The following is a 20346-nucleotide window of genomic DNA, read 5'->3' on the forward strand; positions in this document are numbered from 1 at the left end:
TTTTTTATCTGTTACGAAGACATGCGCATGTTCTGAGTCATTTCTTCTTCAACAACGCGGACGAATTGTCCTTCATTGTACGGATAGCCCGCTTTTTGAATTTTGACTTTGACAAGTTTGCCGATTAAATCTTCCGTGCCTTTGAAGACGACTTTCATGTAATTGTCTGTATAGCCGACGAACATGCCGTCTTCATCAGACTCTTTAAACGTCTCTTCCGGAATGATTTCCAGAACCTCTCCTTCATAATCGGAGGCGTATTCTTTGGCAAGCTGGTCAGACAGAGCAATCAGCTTGTGCACCCGCTCATTTTTGACATTCTCGTCAACCTGGTCTTCCATTCTGGCCGCAGGCGTTCCGGTGCGTTTGCTGTAAGGGAACACATGAAGCTCAGAAAATTTATGTTCTTTAATGAACCGGTATGTTTCCATAAATTCTTCTTCCGTTTCACCCGGGAAACCGACGATAACATCAGATGTGACAGCAAGACCCGGCAGCGCTTCTTTCAGCTTATTTAACCGGTCCGCGAAAAATTCCATCGTATATTTGCGTCTCATCCGTTTCAGAACGGTGTTTGATCCTGACTGAATCGGGATGTGAAGGTGGCGGACAATTTTATCAGACGCATCCAGCACTTCAATCACTTCATCAGTGATTTGGCTTGCTTCAATAGATGAAATTCTGATCCTTTTCAGTCCCTCTACACGTGTATCCAATTCACGGAGAAGGTTGGCGAAATTATAATCTTTCATATCTTCGCCGTAGCCGCCCGTATGAATCCCCGTCAGAACGATTTCTTTATAACCGGCATCCACCAGCTGCTGCGCCTGTTTAATGACTTCTTCAGGATCGCGGGAACGAAGCAGGCCGCGCGCCCAAGGGATGATGCAGAACGTACAGAAGTTGTTGCAGCCTTCTTGGATTTTCAATGACGCTCTTGTCCGGTCAGTAAAAGCGGGAACATCCAGCTCTTCAAACACGCGTGCTTTCATAATGTTGCCGACGCCGTTGATCGGCTGACGCTCTTCTCTGTACTGCTCAATGTAACCGAGCATTTTTTCTCGATCCTGCGTGCCGACGACGATGTCAACGCCCGGGATGGCCATAATTTCTGCCGGAGATGTTTGCGCATAGCACCCTGTTACGCAGATGACGCCTTCAGGATTTTGGCGGATCGCCCGTCTGATGACTTGACGGCTTTTTTTATCTCCCGTGTTTGTTACCGTACATGTATTAATGACATATACATCTGCTGTCTGCTCGAATTCTTTTCGTTCATAACCCGCATCTTTAAACAGCTGCCAGATTGCTTCTGTTTCATAATGATTGACCTTGCAGCCAAGGGTATGAAAAGCAACAGTTGCCATTACTGATCACCTCTTAATAACTCTGTATGATAGGAAACTGCGCTTAACGCGTAAAGCGGCGCAGTTTCAGTCCGTAAAATTCTTGGTCCGAGGCCGCATAAGACGGCGCCTTTTTCTGAAAGCTGCTGAACTTCAGACTCAGTCAGACCGCCTTCAGGGCCGAATACGATGAGAAGAGACGAACCTTTCGGAAGGCTTTTGAGCTCCGCAGCGAAAGCGCCCGTTTCTCCCTGTTTTGATGACTCCTCGTATGCAACGACACATTTATCGACATTCTCCGCCATTTCAAGCAGCTGCCGGAACGTATGAACGGTTTTCACTTCGGGAATTTCATTGCGGTACGATTGCTCCGCCGCCTCCTTCGCGATTTTCGCCCATCTCTCCTGCTTCTTCTTTGCCTTTTTGTCGTCAAGCTTAACGACGGATCTGGCGCCTTGAAAGGGGATGAACATACTTGCCCCGAGCTCGGTCCCTTTTTGAATAATCCATTCAAGCTTATCGCCTTTCGGAAGGCCGCTGGCGATCCTGATTTTTAACGGCAGCTCACGGTTTTCACCCGTCCATTCAGCAATGCTGCATGATATATGATCTTTAGAAACCTCTTTGAGCAGGCATAACGCTTCATGGCCGTCTTTCGAACAGCAGATTATCCGGTCTCCTGCACTCATTCTCATGACGTTTGCAATGTGGTGGACGTCTTCTCCCGTAATTTGAAAATCGGGGGTTTCATCCATCTCCTGCTTCGTGAGCTCGATAAAATATCGTTGCATACGCTGTGACACCTACTAACTGTTATTTTTTCGCGATGATGCTGACCCAATCTTCCATAGACAGAATTTCTGTAATGGTAAAACCGGCTTTTTCCAACGCTTCTTTTACTTCCTGTTTTTTCTGGCCGATAATGCCTGAAGTAATAAAATGGCCTCCGTCTTTTAGCAGGTCGTACGCCTGCGATGTAAAGCGGAGAATCACTTCCGCCAAAATATTCGCGACAATGACATCGTGTTCGCCTGTGATGCCGTCTAACAAATTGTTCTGTTTCACTTCGGCCGTATCGCTTACTTTGTTCAATTTCACATTCAGACGCGCGCTTTCGACAGCGACCGGGTCAAGATCATACGCATGAACCGATTCAGCCTCAAGCATGGCGGCTGCAATGCTCAAAATTCCTGAACCGGTGCCGACATCAATGACACGGTCGCCTTTTTGAACGATACGCTCAAGCGCCTGAATGCACAGAACGGTTGTCGGATGCGTTCCCGTACCGAATGCCATGCCCGGATCCATTTCGATAATCAGTTCATCGGTATTCACGGGTGTGTACGTTTCCCATGTGGGTACGATCGTAAATTTTTCAGAAATTTTTACCGGATGATAATACTTTTTCCAAGCTGTCGCCCATTCCTCTTCATTAACTTCAGAAATGGTGATTGTGTTTCTGCCTAAATCAATGTCGTACAAAAGCAGATTATTAATCGTCTCTTTAATGCCGTCGACCGTTTCGCCGAGGAAACTGTTGATCGGCAGATACGCTTTGACAATGACACCCTCATCGGGGTAATCATTGGGGTCGAGCTGGTAGATTTCCCCGTAAACATTCTCACGCTCTTTCATTAAATCAAGCGGATCTTCGATGACAACCCCGCTCGCACCAGCTTCATGCAAAATATTTGAGATGGGTTCAACCGCTTCATGTGTTGTGTGAATGCTGATTTCGGACCATTTCAAAACTACCAACTCCTATCCAATCATTACTCGCCTTTAAATGCGCGTTTTACTTTGTCAAAGAAACTCATTTCTTGTTCATCCGGCAGGTTGCCGCTGACTTCAGCGAACTCGCGGATGATGTCTTTTTGTTTATCTGTCAGATTCGTCGGCGTAACGACGCGGACGACAATGTGCTGGTCGCCTTGTCCGTAGCCGCGGACATTCTGCACGCCTTTGCCTCTTAATCTGAATTTTGTGCCGGTTTGTGTGCCGGCAGGGATTTTTAATTTCACTTTTCCGTGAAGCGTCGGCACTTCAACTTCGTCTCCGAGTGCCGCTTGAGCAAACGTTAACGGCATTTCACAGTAAATATCATCTCCGTCACGCTCAAAGAACTCGTGGGCGCGCACATGGAATACGACAAACAGATCTCCCGGAGGGCCTCCGTTTACACCTGGTTCACCTTGACCCGGAACGCGGAGCTGCTGTCCGTCGTCCACACCGGCAGGGATCGTAACGTTGATTTTTTTCCGTTTTTTCACTTTGCCCGTGCCGCCGCAGTCAGAGCACTTGTTTTTGATGATTTTTCCTGTTCCTTCACAGTGGTGGCAGACTCTTCGGTTAACCACTTTGCCAAACGGCGTGTTCTGTTCGACATTCAGCTGGCCTGAACCGCCGCAATGCGAGCACGTTTCCGGCTTTGTCCCCGGCTTCGCGCCTGAGCCTTTGCATGTTTCACAATTCTCTTCGCGAGGAATTTCAATGATCGTCTCTTTTCCGAAAGCCGCATCTTCAAATGACAGGGTCATTGTATACTGCAGATCCGCGCCCTGCCGCGGCGCGTTCGGATCACGGCGTCTCGTGCCGCCGCCGAAGATGCTTGAGAAGATGTCATCGAAACCGAAGCCGCCGAAGTCTCCTCCGCCGCCGAAACCGCCGCCAAAGCCCTGATTAGGATCAGTATGGCCGAATTGATCATATTGAGCCCGTTTTTGGTCATCTGAGAGCGCTTCGTATGCTTCTTTTACCTCTTTGAATTTTTCATCTGCTCCGGATTCTTTATTGATATCAGGATGATATTTTTTTGAAAGCTTCCGATAGGCTTTTTTGATTTCATCCTTTGAAGCGCTCTTACTTACTCCAAGCACTTCATAGTAATCACGCTTACTCATCTCGCTTCACTCTCCCGAATTTCTCACATAAATTAGATTGTATCATTTTGAATTATGTTTTTTCAATTCCTTTTATCCCGGGCAAGAAAAAAAGTCAAAGCCAAGAGATGCCTGACTTTGACTTTCTGTCTGTTGAATCAGAATATGCTGTGTGTTCTTCCGCGTTCTGCGGAAAGAACTTATTTTTTCGCTTCGTCGTCTTTTACTTCTTCGTATTCCGCATCGACAACGTTATCGTCCGCTTTTTTGCCTTCAGCGTTTGCCGCGCCTTCAGCCTGCTGCGCTTTTGCCGCTTCTTCATAAAGCTTCATGGAAAGCTCTTGAACGATGGTTTGAAGCTCATCTTTTTTCGCTTTGATCTCTTCAATTTCGTTCTTCTCGATAGCTGCTTTCAGCGCGTCTTTCGCGTCGTTTGCTTTTTTCACTTGCTCTTCATCCACTTTGCCTTCCAGGTCTTTTAATGTTTTTTCCGTTTGGAACACAAGCTGGTCAGCTTCGTTGCGGACTTCGATTTCTTCTTTTTTCTTCGCATCAGCGTCAGCGTTTTCTTCCGCTTCTTTCACCATGCGTTCGATTTCGTCATCAGAAAGACCTGAAGAAGATTTGATTGTAATGTTTTGTTCTTTGCCTGTGCCTAAGTCTTTCGCTCTTACGTTTACGATACCGTTTTTGTCAATATCGAAAGAAACTTCGATTTGAGGCACGCCGCGCGGTGCAGGCGGGATGTCAGTAAGCTGGAAGCGGCCGAGTGTTTTGTTGTCGGCAGACATCGGGCGCTCACCTTGAAGCACGTGAATGTCAACGGCTGTTTGGTTATCAGCAGCAGTTGAGAACACCTGTGATTTGCTTGTCGGAATTGTCGTATTGCGGTCGATCAGTTTCGTGAATACGCCGCCCATTGTTTCAATACCGAGTGACAGCGGTGTAACGTCAAGAAGAACAACGTCTTTTACGTCTCCTGTGATGACGCCGCCTTGAATTGCAGCACCCAGCGCTACAACTTCATCAGGGTTTACGCCTTTATGCGCTTCTTTGCCTGTTTCTTTTTTGATTGCTTCCTGTACGGCAGGAATACGTGTAGATCCGCCGACAAGGATAACTTTGTCGATTTCGCTTGCAGAAAGATCCGCATCTTGAAGAGCCTGACGGACAGGAGCCATTGTGCGCTCAACGAGATGAGCGGAAAGCTCTTCGAATTTAGCGCGGGTCAGTGTCAGTTCAAGGTGAAGAGGACCTGCGTCTCCCGCTGTGATAAACGGTAAAGAAATTTGCGTAGATGATACGCCGGAAAGATCTTTTTTCGCTTTCTCAGCCGCATCTTTCAAACGCTGAAGCGCCATTTTGTCTTTTGACAGATCAATGCCGTTTTCTTTTTTGAATTCTGCTACGAGATGGTCGATGATGACTTGGTCAAAGTCGTCCCCGCCAAGACGGTTGTCACCGGCAGTTGAACGGACTTCAAACACGCCGTCGCCAAGTTCAAGCACAGATACGTCAAACGTACCGCCGCCAAGGTCGTAAACAAGAATCGTTTGGTCTTCGTCCGTTTTATCAAGTCCGTATGCAAGCGCTGCTGCAGTCGGCTCGTTGATAATACGCTCTACTTCAAGACCGGCAATTTTACCGGCATCTTTTGTCGCTTGGCGCTCTGCATCGTTGAAGTATGCAGGAACTGTGATAACAGCTTTAGAAACTGTTTCGCCAAGGTAGCTTTCAGCGTATGCTTTCAGATGCTGAAGGATAATGGCTGACACTTCTTGAGGCGTGTAGTCTTTTCCTTCGATTTCTACTTTATAGTCAGTACCCATATGGCGTTTGATAGACATGATTGTGTTAGGGTTTGTGATAGATTGGCGTTTTGCCACTTCCCCTACTTGGCGCTCGCCGTTTTTAAATGCAACGACTGACGGAGTAGTACGGTTACCCTCAGCGTTGGCGATAACTGTCGGCTCGCCGCCTTCAAGCACTGCCACACATGAGTTTGTCGTACCCAAGTCAATTCCGATTACTTTACTCACTTTGAATTACCTCCTGCTATGTAGTTATTGATTCACTTTAACCATTGAAGGACGGATGACGCGGTCCTTCAGTTTGTAGCCTTTTTGCAGTTCTTCGATAACAATATTGCTGCCGAAGTTTTCATCTTCCACCTGCATGACGGCTTGGTGAAGGTTTGGATCAAATTCCTGACCGACAGCTTCGATGGCTTCAACGCCTTCTCTTTCAAGAGCGTCCATCAGCTGGCGGCGGACCATTTCCATACCTTGCAGCAAGCTTTTTGTCTGCTCGCTTTCAGCTTCTACCTGTAAGGCCCGTTCAAAGTTGTCGAGAGCCGGAAGGATTTCCGTTACGACGTTTTGAGAACGGTATTTCTGAGCAGCTTCCATTTCAAGGCGGCTGCGTCGTTTATAGTTTTCAAAGTCTGCTTGAACACGCAAAAGCTTATTTTCTTTTTCATCAAGCAAACCCTGCAATTCATCAATTTGGTGCTGAAGGGCTTCTTCCTGACCTGCCGTTTCTTCATGCTGTTCTTGTGAAGCGGCTTGTTCTGCCTGTTCTGTCGTTTCTTCTTGTTCTGCTGCTTCAACCTGTTCTGCGGTTTGTTTTTCTTCTGACATTGTGTTCACCTCCCTCAAATGCTGTAAAAAGATGACTGAAAATGATTGCCAAAATTCCCTTATTCATCATACAAACTTGTGAATGCTTTTGACAAGTCCGAAGTCACATGCTGCAGCAGGCTGACGACTCTTGAATAATTCATGCGCGTCGGCCCGATAATGGCGATTGATCCGATCTGCTTCGTGTCAACCGTATAGGTGGCCGTGATCAGGCTACAGTTTTCCATTTCTTCGTAGTCGTTTTCTTTTCCGATTTTAATTGAAATCCCGGCTTTTGACGACTGAAACAGCTTCAGGACATCCTGCTCTTTTTCAATTAAGGATAAGAGCGAGCGGACCCGTTCAATATCATGGAACTCCGGCTGATTCAGCATATTGATTTTTCCGCCGAAAAATAATTTCTCAACATGGCCCGCCGGATGGAATGTGGAGCGGAGCGATTCGAGAATGCTGTCATAGTTGGCGATATGCTGCCTTAAATATGTGACAACCTCTTTAAAAATACGCTCATTCAGTTCGTCCATCGGAACGCCCGCTAATCGGTCGTTCAATATATTGACCAGTTTTTCAATATCGGCCAAATCCACTTTAGCCGGGAAATTGATCGTGCGGTTTTCGACATGCCCCGTATTCGTAACGAGGATGGCGACCGCCTTATCCGGCTGGATCGGAACGATTTGAATCTGCTTAAGATAATTCTCGCTCAGCGTCGGCCCGAGAACAATCGATGTGTAGTTTGTCAGTTCGGACAGGATCTGCGCTGATTTTTGGACTGTTTTTTCAAGCTCGAAGATTTTTTCTTTAAATATCGAGTGAATTAAATCCAGATCGGTTTTTGTCAGCTTGACAGGTGACAGCAAATGATCGACATAATACCTGTACCCTTTTTCCGACGGAATCCGTCCTGAGGATGAATGGGTTTTTTCAATAAAGCCCAATTCCTCCAAGTCAGCCATCTCGTTTCTGATCGTTGCAGAGCTGAATGTAATCTCGTCTTTTTTTGAAAGAGTTCTTGATCCTACAGGCTGCGCTGATTGTATAAAATCATTAATAATCACTTGCAGGATCAACAGCTGACGATTTGTTAACATCATCATCACCCCTGTTAGCACTCAAGGTCAGCGAGTGCTAATTCTATATCAAAAGTAACAAACGAAAAGAAAAATGTCAATTATAACTCACCCAAAAAAGCGCCAAAAACCTCATTTCCTAATAATTTGCCTTCATGCGTTAATGCTACCGATTTTTCCGAGTCACAGATCAGGCCTTTTTCAGTTAAATCTTTGAGAATATCAGGAAACAGTTCGTCGACTGAACGTCCGAATTTATCCAGGAAAGCTTTTTTTTGCACGCCTGACATTTTTCTGAGACCGAGGAACATTTCTTCCTCAATCTGCTCTTCACGTGTCACCTCGTGCGTGTCCCGGTAAGGCAGCCCTTTTTCTTCGATGAGCTGAATATAATGTTTCACGGGACCGGCGTTGACGGTGCGGGTGCCGCTGATATATCCGTGAGCCCCTGCGCCAAAACCGAAATACTCTTCATTGCTCCAATAGGTCAGATTATGCTGCGACTCGTACCCGGGCTTTGCAAAGTTGCTGATTTCGTATTGACGGATGCCCGCTTCACTCATCTGCCTCATGACCGTTTCATACATCTCAGCCTCTTGTTCTTGCGCCGGGAGATGCAGACGGCCTTTTTGCATTAAATTATAAAACACCGTTTTCGGCTCGACGATCAGCGAGTAAACGGAATAGTGCTCCGCATCCAGCGACAAAGCCGTTTTAACAGAATTGTCAAGGTCAGCCAGCGTCTGTCCCGGCAGGCCGAACATTAAATCGAGACTGATGTTGTCAAAACCGAGCGCCCTCGCCCGTTCAAAGGAGCTGAACACGTCCTTTTGTTTATGCACCCTGCCGATTTTCTGCAAAAGCGCGTCTTCGAAAGTTTGAACACCGAAGCTCAGCCGATTGACACCGGCATTTTTCAGGATTTTTAATTTTTCCGAGGACAAGTCATCCGGATTCGCTTCCGCGGCAAATTCAATGAATCCGTCAGAAGGCTTCAGCACGCGGTGAATGGAATCCATCAGTTTTTCAAGCTGGGCGGGTGAGAGCGATGTCGGCGTGCCTCCCCCGATAAAAATTGTGCGAAGATCAGGGCGGCCCGTACGTTCTATCGTATTTATCATTTCCTTTTCGAGTGAGTTTAAGTACTCATCGACAGGCTGGCTCTGAATAAAATATTTATTGAAATCGCAATAGTGGCAGATATGCTCACAAAACGGAATATGAATATAAGCTGATTTCATTTGAAACACCTTCTTCTTTACAGAAAGAAGCCGCAGTGCGGGACTGCGGCGGCTTCCGTTATTTTTTCGGGCTGTCATCCATTTTAAGGACGGCCATAAACGCTTCCTGCGGCACTTCGACTGAGCCGACCTGCTTCATCCGGCGTTTTCCTTCTTTTTGTTTTTCAAGAAGCTTCCGTTTCCGCGAGATGTCTCCGCCGTAACATTTTGCAAGAACGTTTTTCCTCATGGCTTTAATGGTTGAGCGCGCCACGATTTTCTGTCCGATTGCCGCCTGCACCGGCACTTCGAATTGCTGGCGCGGGATCAGCTCTTTTAATTTTTCGACGATGACTTTTCCGCGCTCGTATGCGTAATCGCGGTGGACGATAAATGACAGCGCATCAATTTTTTCTGCATTCAGCATAATGTCCATTTTGACGAGTTTAGACGGCTTGTAGCCGATCAGCTCGTAATCGAAAGAGGCGTACCCTTTCGTACTGGACTTCAGCTGATCAAAAAATTCATAAACAATTTCCGCAAGAGGCATCTCGTATACAATGCTGACCCGGTTGGCGTCTAAGTACTGCATATCGATAAAGTTGCCCCGTTTCCCCTGACAAAGCTCCATAACCGCTCCGACATAATCGTTCGGAACCATCATCGTCGCTTTGACATAAGGTTCTTCCACCCGTTCTATTTTTTGCGGGTCAGGCATGTTTGACGGGTTATCGACGATGATCTTTTCACCGTCCGTCATATATACGTCATAAATAACGCTCGGCGCGGTCGTGATGAGATCAATTTTAAATTCCCGTTCAATCCGTTCTTGAATGATCTCCATGTGAAGCATTCCTAAAAAGCCGCAGCGGAAGCCGAAGCCGAGGGCTTGTGACGTTTCCGCCTCGTATTGAAGGGAGGAGTCATTCAATTCAAGTTTTTCCAGAGCCTCGCGCAAGTCATTATATTTGGCTGTGTCAATCGGATAAAGTCCGCAATAGACCATCGGATTGAGTTTGCGGTAGCCCGGAAGCGCTTCTGCCGCAGGTTTAACCGCGCTTGTAATCGTATCACCGACTCGGGTGTCGCCGACATTTTTAATTGCGGCTGTCAAATAGCCTACATCACCGACTGTCAATTCGTCAGCGGGCTGTGCTTTCGGCGTGAAGACGCCGACTTCGATGACTTCAAACTCTTTTCCGGTCGCCATCATTTTAATTTTCTGGCCAGGTTTTACCGTTCCTTCTACGACTCTGATATACGCGACGACTCCGCGGTACGCGTCATAAAGGGAGTCAAAGATGAGCGCTTTCAGCGGAGCTTCCGGATCTCCTGAGGGAGCAGGCACTTTTTCTACGATCTGCTCTAAAATGTCTTCGATGCCGATACCTGCTTTCGCTGAAGCGAGGACGGCGTCTGAAGCGTCAAGGCCGATAACGTCCTCAACTTCTTGACGCACACGTTCCGGCTCTGCGCTCGGGAGATCGATTTTATTAATGACAGGAAGAATCTCAAGGTCATTATCAAGCGCCAGATAGACGTTCGCCAATGTCTGCGCTTCAATTCCCTGGGCCGCATCAACAACGAGAATCGCGCCTTCACAAGCAGCCAGGCTTCGTGATACTTCATATGTAAAGTCGACGTGTCCGGGCGTGTCGATGAGATGGAATATATATTCTTCTCCGTCTTTTGCTTTGTATTTCAGCTGAACGGAATTTAATTTGATGGTAATTCCCCGTTCGCGTTCAAGGTCCATTGAATCAAGCAATTGTTCTTTCATTTCCCGCTGGGTAATCGCCGATGTTTTTTCTAAAATCCGATCCGCCAAGGTCGATTTGCCGTGGTCTATATGGGCGATGATCGAGAAATTCCGGATTCTTGACTGCCTCTCTAAACGCTTTTCTTTATCTGTCACAATCTATCACTCCTACTATTAAACGCAAAATACACTAGCTTAGATTATATCAATAGGATTGTAAACATTCAATTAAAACAAGAAAGAGAAAAGCTTCCTGTTTGGAATCGTCCGCTTTTCTCCTTAAAATGCTATCGGTTCAGTTTCGAAACCCACTCGTACATCGCCTGGGCTGAGTCCGTCACGGTATTTGAAAGGGTTTCCCCGGCTTTTGAAAACAGGTTGAAGGTTTCCGCCTGTTCCAGCTGTTTTTGTTTTTCTTCCAGATCTTTCGCCGTAACGGTTTGGCCCAAAATGGATGCCTCTTTTTCCTGACCCTCTCCGCCGCCAAGCGTGAATGCACCTTTTAAGGAGGGGTCTTTGTATCCTTTCATATCAAGCATTCCGCTGTTTGCCTGCTGCATGCCGAACAAAACGCCGACAAACATGACGATGGCGATCAGCAGGCATTTGCCGGTAAATCGGATCATTTGCATCACCTGATTTCTATTGTTTTTTCTTCTCTCCTGATTGCGAGCTGACTTTTTCAGCATCCCAGTACAGTTCGCTGAATACATCGGCTACGGCATCGGATGCGCGTCTCAGTTCTTCAAGGTTGTTATCCACGCCTCCGAATTCCAGCAGAAGCGACCGGTCGTTTAAATCCTGGTTGTATACTCCATTATCTCCCGGAGAGCCTTTTGATAAAACACCGACGCTTAAGCCGGGGTATTTTTCCTCCATGAGCTTATGAAGTTCACTTGCGAGTTTATAGTTTTCTTCAAAATTGGCGCTTTTTTTGCCGACGACGATGGCCACTCTGGCATAGCTTTTTCCTTTAATATCAGCTGTCGTATTTTTCTTACGGCGGGAATCCCGGTGAATATCTATGGTATATTGCAGATTTTTATTTTTGGCGAGCGCGCTTTTTACAACCGGTCTTGATTCATCATAGCTTCGCGCATAATTTAAACCGTCTTTGTTCAGGCGGCCCTGAATGTCGGTTTTATCTACGTCCGCTCCTACGCCTTGCGCTTCCAGCGCTTTTCCGAACATATCTCCGACAAGCGTGACATTGGCCTTCGAATGGCGGGCGTTATCCGGATTTGTTTCCCCTTTTAACAGAGGGAGATAGGATTCGGTATTGTGAGTGTGATAAATAAAGACGACTTTTTTGCTGCCGGTCGAATGCTTCGGCGGCGCCGTTTCTTCTTTTTTCGTTTTGTTTTCGATTTCTGCAAGATTCACTTCTTTTTCTTTTTCCATCACCTTTGACGGCGGCGGAGATTCAGCCGGCATATTCGTATAATCCGTCCCCTGCCCCGCCAACAGGATCTCCGTATCGTATTGGGCAAATCCCGGCAGCTCGCGTCCCAAGAAGCTCCGCGGGTCTTCCAGGTTAATGCTTGTCGCCAGTTTTAAGGAAAGCCGTGACAGCTGAAATGAGTCTCTTTCAGGAAGCTCTGATGCGAAATAATGATTTTCCATGCCAAGGAGGTGTGCAAACGCGTCACCCGGAAGCTCTCCGGCAATTCCGTGAAGAGAATCGGAAGAAAGCCTCAGTTCAGGGCGAAGCGATGTGAGCACACCGGATAATACGAAAATAACGATAAGGCTTGTCATAAACAAAAACATGCCCTTGAGCGCATTTCCACCGTTTACTGTAACGACAATTTGACGGTTTCTGCGTTTTTTTCTCATGATTTGAATCCCTCCAGCGCTTGTCTAGTAATTACTCTATGAACAAGCTAGAGGAGGTAGAACCATTTTAATGATTATAAGAACCTTTGTTATCTTGTGAGACCTTTTCATGAAGGGCGGTGTTTAGCCCGTTTGCTAGCACGTTCGCCATATCATCAATAAAGGTGTCAATCTCCTTCGGCGTGACCATCAGATTATGGCCGAGCGGAGAAAGCACTTCATGAATCAGCTGGCGTTTTTCGTTTTCGTCCAGCGTGCCGACAATACCTAAAAAGGATTGGCGCTCTTTTTCTCCGGGAAGATCTTCGTCTGTCAGCACCTTCTTTTTGCCGAAGTTCATTCCGGCGGGCACCAAAGACCTCGACGGGCTGTCATCTTTCATTTCTCTGCCGAAATGCTTTAATATGTAGTCCACTGTATCGCTTGCGATCGTCACCGCATCAACGACAGTCGGTACACCGATCGCGATGACTGGGATGCCGAGCGTCTCTTTGCTTAATTCTTTTCTCTTATTGCCGACGCCTGATCCCGGGTGAATGCCCGTATCAGAAAATTGGATGGTCGTGTTCACCCTTTCAACAGCTCTTGCCGCAAGAGCGTCTACAGCAATCACAAAATCCGGCTTCGATTCTTTGATCACGCCTTGAATAATATCGCTCGTTTCAATTCCCGTTAATCCCATCACACCGGGAGCAAGCGCGCTGACCGGCCTGTACCCTTCCTGCACATTTTCCGGCTGAAGCTTGAACAAATGCCGCGTCACAAGCAGATTTTCGGTCACGAGAGGGCCGAGTGCATCCGGCGTCACATTCCAGTTGCCGAGACCGACGATCAAACAGCTTGCATCCTTTGGAATGTTTAATGCCGACAGATAAGCGGAAAATTCCTCGGCAAACACTTCCGTTACTTTTTCCTGCATTTCAGAGTCGTGCTCCCTCACACCCTGCGCTTCGATCGTGACATAGCGCCCCTGCTTTTTGCCCGATAGCTCGGCGCCTTCTTTTGTAATATCCACCGTTCTGACTTTAATGCCGCCCTTGTCGCGTTCTTTTTCAATAAACCCGTTTATTTCTTTTTTCTGACCGGCTTGTCTGTCTTTTACCGCCTGTTTTGTTTCTACTGCTAAATCCGTCCGTATCAGAAATTGATTGACATCCAGTTCGTTATTTTTCACGGGGAAGACCTCCTTCAATCATCGTGGTACATAGTGTGGCCATTTGTAAAACGAATCATGCGAATTTACCCATCAACGAAAAATACTTTACATTTATATTGCAATCTAAAGTTCTGTTTGATAGAATACAATTTGTTCTATTGTGAAGAAGATTTAACCTTAAGACACTGTGCTACAGGTTGTATCTTAGGAGGTGAAACACATGCCAAACATTAAATCAGCGATTAAACGTACAAAAACAAACAACGAACGCCGCGCTCATAACGCGACAATCAAATCTGCTATGCGTACTGCAATCAAACAAGTAGAAGCTTCTGTTGCCAACAACGAAGCGGATAAAGCGAAAACTGCTCTTTCTGAAGCAGCGAAACGCATTGATAAAGCAGTGAAAACAGGTCTTGTACACAAAAATGCCGCAGCTCGATACAAATCTAGACTTGCGAAACAAGTGAACGGACTTTCTGCATAATACAAAAACGATCCCTGGTAACGGGGATCGTTTTTTTCATTCGGTCCGGAGAAGTTCAAGAAGAAAGAGCTCCAGCAAGAGCTGCTTGTCCTTTTTCCCGGTTTTCATTTCGTAATCCATCACTGCGAGTTTCTCTATAATACGCCTGAGCTCTTCTTCAGAAAAAAGCCTCGCCTGGTCCATCGCCAGCTTTACCCGGAAAGGGTGCACCTTTAAATTGGATGCGATTTGCTTTTGACCGTATCCTTGTCCGGCAAAATACTTCGTCTGCATAATGAGACGGAACTGGTTGGCGATCAGCGCCATAATTTTGATCGGTTCTTCGTTTTGTTTTAAAAGATCATAAAATATTTGAAGGCTTTCCGTCCGTTTTCGGTTCACGATTTTGTTGATCAGCTCAAAAATATTCTGCTCCAAACTTCTCGCGACAAGCTCCCGGACATCTTCAAGCGTAATCTCATGTCTGTCTCCGGTGTAGGCGGAGAGTTTTTGTATTTCCTGGTATATGGAGGACAGGTGGCCGTTTGCAAGCAGAACCAAATGCTCGGCAGCTTCTGTGTCGATCGTTTTATTTTCGGATTTTGCCAGATTAATCGTAAAGTCAGTCGTCTCCTTTGCATTCAGCTCCTTCGCTTCAATCATCAGAGCTTGCTGCTTCAGCGCCTTCGTCAGTTTTTTCCGCTCATCCAGCTTCTCATACGGAGCCACAATCACAAAAACCGTATAAGGCGCAGGCTCCTTCAGATAAGTCTCAAGAGCGCCTGTATTGTGCTCTATTTTTTCTTTCTTTTTTTCCCCTGTTAAAAAAGACGGGTTTTTCACAATGACCAGCCGCTTCTCCCCCATAAACGGAAACGTTTCCGCATCGGTTATCGCCTGGTCAAGCGGATCCTCTTCAAGATCAAAAACAGACAGGTTAAAATCTTTTGTCCCCTCATCAACGACAGCTTGTCTGATCCGGCTGACAGTCTCTTGGAGAAGATACGTTTCTTTTCCGTATAAACAATAAACGGAGCGGACATCCCCTTTTTTCAGGGCTTTCCAAACATCAAATACCATGATCGTATGACTTCCTCTCTTTCTTGATCCCCTTCTATCCTAAATTGAGTCAGGCAAATAGTAAAGAGGAAGCTTTAAAAAGGCCAGCTTCCTCATTTATAATAAACGCCTGATTCACAAGCTCCCGGGGCTGCTTGTAAAAAGGCGATAATCACAAGAACAGAAAACGTTACCATCACTTCTAGATTTTTCAAAACAATTCCAGTATACTTAGGGATGTCAGGAGGGATGAAATTGAATGATTTTGAAAAAAACGTTCAAAGCAAACGAAATGATGCTGTTGACTCAGCTGTCGGTTTTGTCGTGTCCTTCGGATTTTTCGCCTTTTTGTTCGTGATGGCAACAGCCATCCATCTTATCGGCTCTTAGCCGCATTCCGGGCTGCTGTCAATCGGCAGTCTTTTTTACTTCCTGCGCCCTGGTTTCTTCTATATCATATGGAGGAAAGACAGAAAACGTTCCGGCGCCTTTTTTAAATCTGTATTGAATCGTTCCGCTGAGATCGGTGCGAAGTACATTGACAGAGTACGCTTTCAAACGATCCAGCACCTCTTCATGCGGATGATGGTAACGATTATCTTCACCTGCCGAAATCAGTGCCGCTTCCGGCTGAAGCTGTTTCAAAAAAGCTTCACTCGTAGAGCTTTTGCTGCCGTGATGACCGACCTTCAATATATCAGCCTTCAGATTCGGATACGCTTTCAGCAAATCCGTTTCGCCGTCCGATTCTAAATCTCCCGTCAAAAGCCAGCTCACTCCGCCTAAAACCGTCCAAAGCACCAGTGACGAATCATTTTTACTCTTTACGTCAGACGACTTCGGGGACAGCACCTGAAACTGAAGATTACCGGCTGTAATGGTGTCGCCCCGCTTTGCTTCGGCAACGGGAATGTTGTTTTCTTTCGCCATCTTCAATATGTCCTGGTCCTTCGGTTCCTTCACGAATCCCGTGGGAACAATCAACCGTTTGACTCTATGTTTTTTGATTAATACTCCGGCTTCCCCGATATGATCCTGATCCGCATGGGTTAAAATCAGCGCATCCAGCTTTTTCACCCCTTTTCCGTTCAAAAACGGAATCAAAACCTTCTCACCGATAGAATACGGGTGGCGTTTTTCTTTCCATGATTCTTCCGGATAAGCCACCACTCCCCCTGTATCAACCATTACGGTTCCTTTGCGGTGCGGCGCACTTATAAACAGCGAGTCTCCCTGCCCGATATCAAGCATATCCGCTTCTCCCCATGGACTGAAATAAGGACGGAACATTAAATAAACCAAAACCGCGCAGAAAAAAAGAGGCGATTTCCTGAGTTTCAAAAAACCTCCCTTTTCCAAAGCTGCAAAAAGCGTAAACACGGAAACCGCAAGCAGAAGAAGGGAAAGAAAGTCAGGCTTTGACACAATCATTGTAAATAAATCAACGGATGCCGCATATGTCATGAAATCATGCACAGGCCTCATCACAAGGTCAAACATATAAAACAAACATTCCCCCATCTGCCTTGAAAGTAAGAGAAGAAGGAAACCGATGACCGAAAACGGAATGACAAATAACGTATAAAAAGGCACCATTACCATATTCATCGGAAAACTGACAAGCGAAATCTGCTGAAAATGATAGAGCAGAAACGGAAGCGAACTGAGCTCCGCAATGAATGAGGCCATCGCAAGCCCGGCAAGTCTTCTTTTCCCTGCTTTCTTTAAAATGGAGGATGACAGAATTAAAGCGGCGCTTACCGCAAAAGAAAGCTGGAAGCCCGCCTGCCAAAGGAGGTAAGGATTAAACATGAGGAGCAGCAGATAAGACACGGACAATGCAGCCGAAGAATGAATACTGCGTTTAAAAAGAGTTCCGGCGATATAAAAACCCAGCATGAGGGATGCGCGCAATACGGATGGGGCCGCACCGCTTAACAGCGTATACACCGGTAAAAAAAACAGCAGTAAAATCCCCGCCTTTTCTCTTGTCAGCCCGATTCTGATCAGAACATAAAATATTCCCGCCGTAATCAGGCCGACATGCATTCCGGAAATGGCCATTAAATGAACGACTCCCAGATTTTGATAAGCGTTCAGTATATCGTCCTCTATAGAAAATCTTTCACCCAAGGTCAGCGCTTCGACAATTCCGGCAGAGGATTCAGGCACGTGATTTTGAATGATCGAAATCAAATTCTTTCTGATGTTCAGCAGTTTATACAGCGGTATGCCGGATTTTTCACACTGCTGAATGGAAGTCACGGAAAATAACCAGTGAATATGCTGAGAATTAAGATATTCCTTATAATCAAAACCTCCGGGAGACGTCGCATGTCTGGGCTGTTCCAAAGAGCCGGTAAACACGCAGCGCATCCCCGGTTCCAGCTGTTCAATGAGACTTTTTTCTTCAAGAGACCGGATTTTGTATGAAGCGGCCCATTTTTCTTTGTCATGAGTTCGGATAACGGCTGACATTTTCGCCCCGTCAACCTTCGGAATATTTGTGATGACGGCCTGTTCAGTATAGTTCCCGGCCTGATACCGGGATACATTCGCAGCGTCATAAACCGTATACAGAAAGAAATAAAGACAAAAAGAAACGAGGCTGACGATAAACGGTGTGTACTGCTTTGTTTTTACAAAAATAAAGAGAAGATACAGAAGGAAAAAGAATAGAACCCAGAAGAAATTTGCGGCGGCAATTCCCGCGGTTGCAGAAACTGCCGCCAGAGGCAGAAGAAGGTATTTATATTTCATTTATACGTAACTGGTAAACAGCTCATTGGCCTGTTCATGAATTTTTTTCAGTTTATCTGCCTTAACTCCCGCATCAGATAATTGCTGAATCAAACCCGCTACAAAAGACAATTTTTCGCGGTTTTTCAGATCAATGATCATTTCATCAAGTTCAACCTGCTCCACCTTGACTCCGGCTTGGGTGAACAGCTCTTTTGCGTATGGCTGTGTTTTGTAATCTTCGGCATAATAGACCGTTTTGATGCCCGCCTGAATAATTGATTTACAGCATTGAATACAAGGATAATGCGTCACATAAATTTCGGCGCCCTCGGTCGGCACACCGAACTTAGAACATTGCAGAATTGCATTCATCTCTGCATGTATGGTCCGCTGGCAGTGATTATCAATTAAAAGACATCCTTCATCTGCACAATGGACGCCGCCGGCAATTGAACCGTTGTACCCGCCGGCAATCATCCGCTTGTCTCTGACAACGGTTGCTCCGACTGACAGTCTCGGACATGTGCTTCTCAGCGCCAGCAAATGGCTTTGCGCCATAAAATATTGATTCCATGAGATTCGTTCCACAAGTGTTCCCTCCAAAAGTCTTGTTGCTTTTCTAAGTTTACATAGTTTTGAGCAAAACCGTCAATTCACTTTACCGTAATGGAAGTTTTTATCCGCTCAAATGACTTTTCTCCAAAACCTGATACCTTCATCAAATCTTCAGCAGTCTGAAATCGTCCGTTTTCTTCCCGGTAGGCGATAATCGCTTCCGCTTTTTTCTGTCCCACACCGGAAATCGCCTGAAGTTCGTCCAGAGTTGCCGTATTGATATTGACAGGGGCATCTTCCTTTTCACCTGCTGCAGTTTTCGGGCGATTCTCCTCTTCGCCTTTACTCGGAATATAAACGACCGTCCCATCTTGCAGCTGCTCTGCTAAATTAACATTCAGTTCATCCGCCTTTTCCTTCAGGCCGCCGGCTTTCTCAATGGCTTGTGTCACTCTGTCTCCCGCCTTCATTTCATACACGCCGGGATTTCGGACCGCGCCTTTCATATCAATCATAATCTTATCGTCTGCGGTGTCTGTTTTGTCCGTGCCGGATGCTGAGGCTGTTTGGCCGAGCACGGACTGCTGTTTGACCGGTTCTTCTTTTTCAGGACGAAACAGCCAAATGCAGATGAAAATCGCTCCTGCCGCAAGACAAACACCCAGAATTTTCAGGTTCCGCCGCAGCTGCTCCGTCATCATCGCTTTCGTCATATTGCATTGCCTCCCCGCATAAGGTTTAGAGGATTAAGGGAAAAAGGAGGGGAATTCATTGAAAATAGGCTTTATCGGCACCGGAAACATGGGAACGATCCTGATTGAATCGTTAATTGAATCAAACGCTGCCGATCCCTCACATATCACCATCACAAACAGAACAATCGAAAAAGCATTAAAACTAAAAGAGCGTTTCAGCGGCATCCAAGTCACCGAGGATCAGGAAAAGCTCGTACAGGAAAATGAAATGATATTCATTTGTGTAAAACCGCTGGATATATATCCTTTGCTGAAGAAGCTCACACCTCATTTACGAAAAGATCACATTTTAATCTCCATTACCAGCCCCGTTCAAACGGAACAGATTGAACATATGGTTCCGTGCCAGACGGCCCGTGTCATTCCGAGCATTACAAACCGCGCCTTTGCCGGTGTCTCGCTTGTTACGTTCGGCAATAGCTGCAGTGAGGCTGCAAAAGCGGATATCCAAACGCTGATCACTCATATTTCAAAGCCTGTAGAAATCAACAGCGGCATAACAAGGGCGGCGTCAGACATTGTCAGCTGCGGCCCTGCTTTTATGAGTTATCTCGTTCAGCGCTTTATTGACGCGGCAGTGGAAGAAACGGATATTACCAAAGAAGAAGCCGTAATTATGTCGACGGAAATGCTTGTCGGTCTCGGAAAGCTTCTGGAAACAGGGCATTATACCCTTCCCGCCTTGCAGGAAAAAGTATGCGTTAAAGGTGGCGTCACCGGGGAAGGACTGAAGGCGCTTGAAAGCGGTGTACAGGATATGTTCAACCGCGTCTTTCAGCGTACACATGACAAATACGATGAAGATATATCTTTAGTGAAGAAGCAATTTCACGTGTAAATGAGTATGCCATAAAACGCTATAAC

At 46.3% G+C, this 20346-nt stretch carries 18 protein-coding genes and 2 pseudogenes; 3 read left to right on the forward strand and 17 right to left on the reverse strand.

Annotation, left to right across the window (positions count from 1 at the left end):
• Positions 1 to 11: 11 nt before the first annotated feature.
• The 12 genes from mtaB to gpr form a co-directional block, all read right to left on the reverse strand.
• On the reverse strand, positions 12 to 1367 hold the full coding sequence (mtaB, locus tag AADZ70_RS07890) for a tRNA (N(6)-L-threonylcarbamoyladenosine(37)-C(2))-methylthiotransferase MtaB (protein WP_342007958.1): 1356 nt from the start codon (positions 1365 to 1367) through the stop codon (positions 12 to 14).
• Positions 1367 to 2137, reverse strand: a complete 771-nt coding sequence (locus AADZ70_RS07895; RefSeq protein ID WP_264818849.1) for a 16S rRNA (uracil(1498)-N(3))-methyltransferase — start codon at positions 2135 to 2137, stop codon at positions 1367 to 1369. Before AADZ70_RS07895 ends, mtaB begins: the two co-directional genes overlap by 1 nt.
• A gap of 22 nt (positions 2138 to 2159) precedes the next feature.
• Positions 2160 to 3095 (reverse strand): 50S ribosomal protein L11 methyltransferase, encoded by a 936-nt coding sequence (prmA, locus tag AADZ70_RS07900; RefSeq protein ID WP_045926748.1) that lies wholly within the window; start codon positions 3093 to 3095, stop codon positions 2160 to 2162.
• A 23-nt stretch (positions 3096 to 3118) separates the two neighbouring features.
• Complete coding sequence (dnaJ, locus tag AADZ70_RS07905; protein ID WP_016938906.1) at positions 3119 to 4246, reverse strand: molecular chaperone DnaJ; 1128 nt, start codon at positions 4244 to 4246, stop codon at positions 3119 to 3121.
• Positions 4247 to 4425: 179 nt separating this feature from the next.
• The gene (dnaK, locus tag AADZ70_RS07910; RefSeq protein ID WP_016938905.1) at positions 4426 to 6264 is read right to left on the reverse strand and encodes a molecular chaperone DnaK; all 1839 of its coding nucleotides are present in this window, start codon (positions 6262 to 6264) and stop codon (positions 4426 to 4428) included.
• 24 nt (positions 6265 to 6288) lie between these two features.
• Positions 6289 to 6864 carry a nucleotide exchange factor GrpE gene (gene grpE, locus AADZ70_RS07915; protein WP_016938904.1) on the reverse strand — a complete coding sequence of 192 codons (576 nt, stop codon included), beginning with the start codon at positions 6862 to 6864 and terminating at the stop codon, positions 6289 to 6291.
• A 59-nt stretch (positions 6865 to 6923) separates the two neighbouring features.
• Entirely contained in the window at positions 6924 to 7955 is a 1032-nt protein-coding gene (hrcA, locus tag AADZ70_RS07920) for a heat-inducible transcriptional repressor HrcA (RefSeq protein WP_016938903.1), read from the reverse strand.
• An 80-nt stretch (positions 7956 to 8035) separates the two neighbouring features.
• Entirely contained in the window at positions 8036 to 9175 is a 1140-nt protein-coding gene (gene hemW / locus AADZ70_RS07925; RefSeq protein WP_342007959.1) for a radical SAM family heme chaperone HemW, read from the reverse strand.
• A 58-nt stretch (positions 9176 to 9233) separates the two neighbouring features.
• Positions 9234 to 11069, reverse strand: a complete 1836-nt coding sequence (gene lepA, locus AADZ70_RS07930; protein ID WP_342007960.1) for a translation elongation factor 4 — start codon at positions 11067 to 11069, stop codon at positions 9234 to 9236.
• Between the two features lie 131 nt (positions 11070 to 11200).
• A complete protein-coding gene (locus tag AADZ70_RS07935) occupies positions 11201 to 11539 on the reverse strand; it encodes a YqxA family protein (protein WP_003152882.1) in 339 nt (112 codons plus the stop codon).
• A 16-nt stretch (positions 11540 to 11555) separates the two neighbouring features.
• The gene (locus AADZ70_RS07940; RefSeq protein WP_342007961.1) at positions 11556 to 12749 is read right to left on the reverse strand and encodes a stage II sporulation protein P; all 1194 of its coding nucleotides are present in this window, start codon (positions 12747 to 12749) and stop codon (positions 11556 to 11558) included.
• Between the two features lie 67 nt (positions 12750 to 12816).
• Positions 12817 to 13923, reverse strand: coding sequence for a GPR endopeptidase (gene gpr, locus AADZ70_RS07945; protein WP_049627048.1), 1107 nt, complete (start codon positions 13921 to 13923; stop codon positions 12817 to 12819).
• A 202-nt stretch (positions 13924 to 14125) separates the two neighbouring features.
• On the opposite strand from gpr, the gene rpsT reads away from it, so the two are divergent.
• Positions 14126 to 14392, forward strand: coding sequence for a 30S ribosomal protein S20 (gene rpsT, locus AADZ70_RS07950; RefSeq protein WP_003152876.1), 267 nt, complete (start codon positions 14126 to 14128; stop codon positions 14390 to 14392).
• A 17-nt stretch (positions 14393 to 14409) separates the two neighbouring features.
• Here the strand turns inward: rpsT and holA are convergent.
• Positions 14410 to 15451: pseudogene (gene holA / locus AADZ70_RS07955) on the reverse strand (DNA polymerase III subunit delta); the annotation flags it as partial.
• A gap of 39 nt (positions 15452 to 15490) precedes the next feature.
• Positions 15491 to 15645, reverse strand: a pseudogene (locus AADZ70_RS07960) (hypothetical protein).
• A 40-nt stretch (positions 15646 to 15685) separates the two neighbouring features.
• Between AADZ70_RS07960 and AADZ70_RS07965 the strand changes: the two are divergent.
• Positions 15686 to 15820, forward strand: a complete 135-nt coding sequence (locus AADZ70_RS07965) for a YqzM family protein (RefSeq protein WP_003152870.1) — start codon at positions 15686 to 15688, stop codon at positions 15818 to 15820.
• An 18-nt stretch (positions 15821 to 15838) separates the two neighbouring features.
• On the opposite strand, the gene AADZ70_RS07970 is transcribed toward AADZ70_RS07965, so the two are convergent.
• The 3 genes from AADZ70_RS07970 to AADZ70_RS07980 all read right to left on the reverse strand — a co-directional run bounded on the left by AADZ70_RS07970 (position 15839) and on the right by AADZ70_RS07980 (position 19440).
• On the reverse strand, positions 15839 to 18190 hold the full coding sequence (locus AADZ70_RS07970; RefSeq protein WP_342007962.1) for a DNA internalization-related competence protein ComEC/Rec2: 2352 nt from the start codon (positions 18188 to 18190) through the stop codon (positions 15839 to 15841).
• The gene (locus AADZ70_RS07975; protein WP_342007963.1) at positions 18191 to 18760 is read right to left on the reverse strand and encodes a ComE operon protein 2; all 570 of its coding nucleotides are present in this window, start codon (positions 18758 to 18760) and stop codon (positions 18191 to 18193) included.
• Positions 18761 to 18825: 65 nt separating this feature from the next.
• Complete coding sequence (locus AADZ70_RS07980; protein WP_342007964.1) at positions 18826 to 19440, reverse strand: helix-hairpin-helix domain-containing protein; 615 nt, start codon at positions 19438 to 19440, stop codon at positions 18826 to 18828.
• 58 nt (positions 19441 to 19498) lie between these two features.
• Here AADZ70_RS07980 and comER point away from each other — a divergent pair, with 58 nt between their 5' ends.
• Complete coding sequence (gene comER / locus AADZ70_RS07985) at positions 19499 to 20320, forward strand: late competence protein ComER (protein ID WP_016938893.1); 822 nt, start codon at positions 19499 to 19501, stop codon at positions 20318 to 20320.
• The last annotated feature ends 26 nt before the right edge of the window (positions 20321 to 20346 follow it).

This window comes from Bacillus sp. YBsi01 (genome assembly GCF_038406745.1).
In the GTDB taxonomy this organism is placed as follows: Bacteria; Bacillota; Bacilli; order Bacillales; family Bacillaceae; genus Bacillus; species Bacillus siamensis.

Coding starts and splice junctions, on each gene's coding strand:
- AADZ70_RS07895 (WP_264818849.1), bottom strand. CDS start 2,137: ATGCAACGATATTTTATCGAGCTCACGAAGCAGGAGATGGATGAAACC.
- AADZ70_RS07940 (WP_342007961.1), bottom strand. CDS start 12,749: ATGAGAAAAAAACGCAGAAACCGTCAAATTGTCGTTACAGTAAACGGT.
- AADZ70_RS07935 (WP_003152882.1), bottom strand. CDS start 11,539: ATGATCCGATTTACCGGCAAATGCCTGCTGATCGCCATCGTCATGTTT.
- hrcA (WP_016938903.1), bottom strand. CDS start 7,955: ATGTTAACAAATCGTCAGCTGTTGATCCTGCAAGTGATTATTAATGAT.
- AADZ70_RS07970 (WP_342007962.1), bottom strand. CDS start 18,190: ATGAAATATAAATACCTTCTTCTGCCTCTGGCGGCAGTTTCTGCAACC.
- dnaJ (WP_016938906.1), bottom strand. CDS start 4,246: ATGAGTAAGCGTGATTACTATGAAGTGCTTGGAGTAAGTAAGAGCGCT.
- hemW (WP_342007959.1), bottom strand. CDS start 9,175: ATGAAATCAGCTTATATTCATATTCCGTTTTGTGAGCATATCTGCCAC.
- mtaB (WP_342007958.1), bottom strand. CDS start 1,367: ATGGCAACTGTTGCTTTTCATACCCTTGGCTGCAAGGTCAATCATTAT.
- AADZ70_RS07980 (WP_342007964.1), bottom strand. CDS start 19,440: ATGACGAAAGCGATGATGACGGAGCAGCTGCGGCGGAACCTGAAAATT.
- grpE (WP_016938904.1), bottom strand. CDS start 6,864: ATGTCAGAAGAAAAACAAACCGCAGAACAGGTTGAAGCAGCAGAACAA.
- rpsT (WP_003152876.1), top strand. CDS start 14,126: ATGCCAAACATTAAATCAGCGATTAAACGTACAAAAACAAACAACGAA.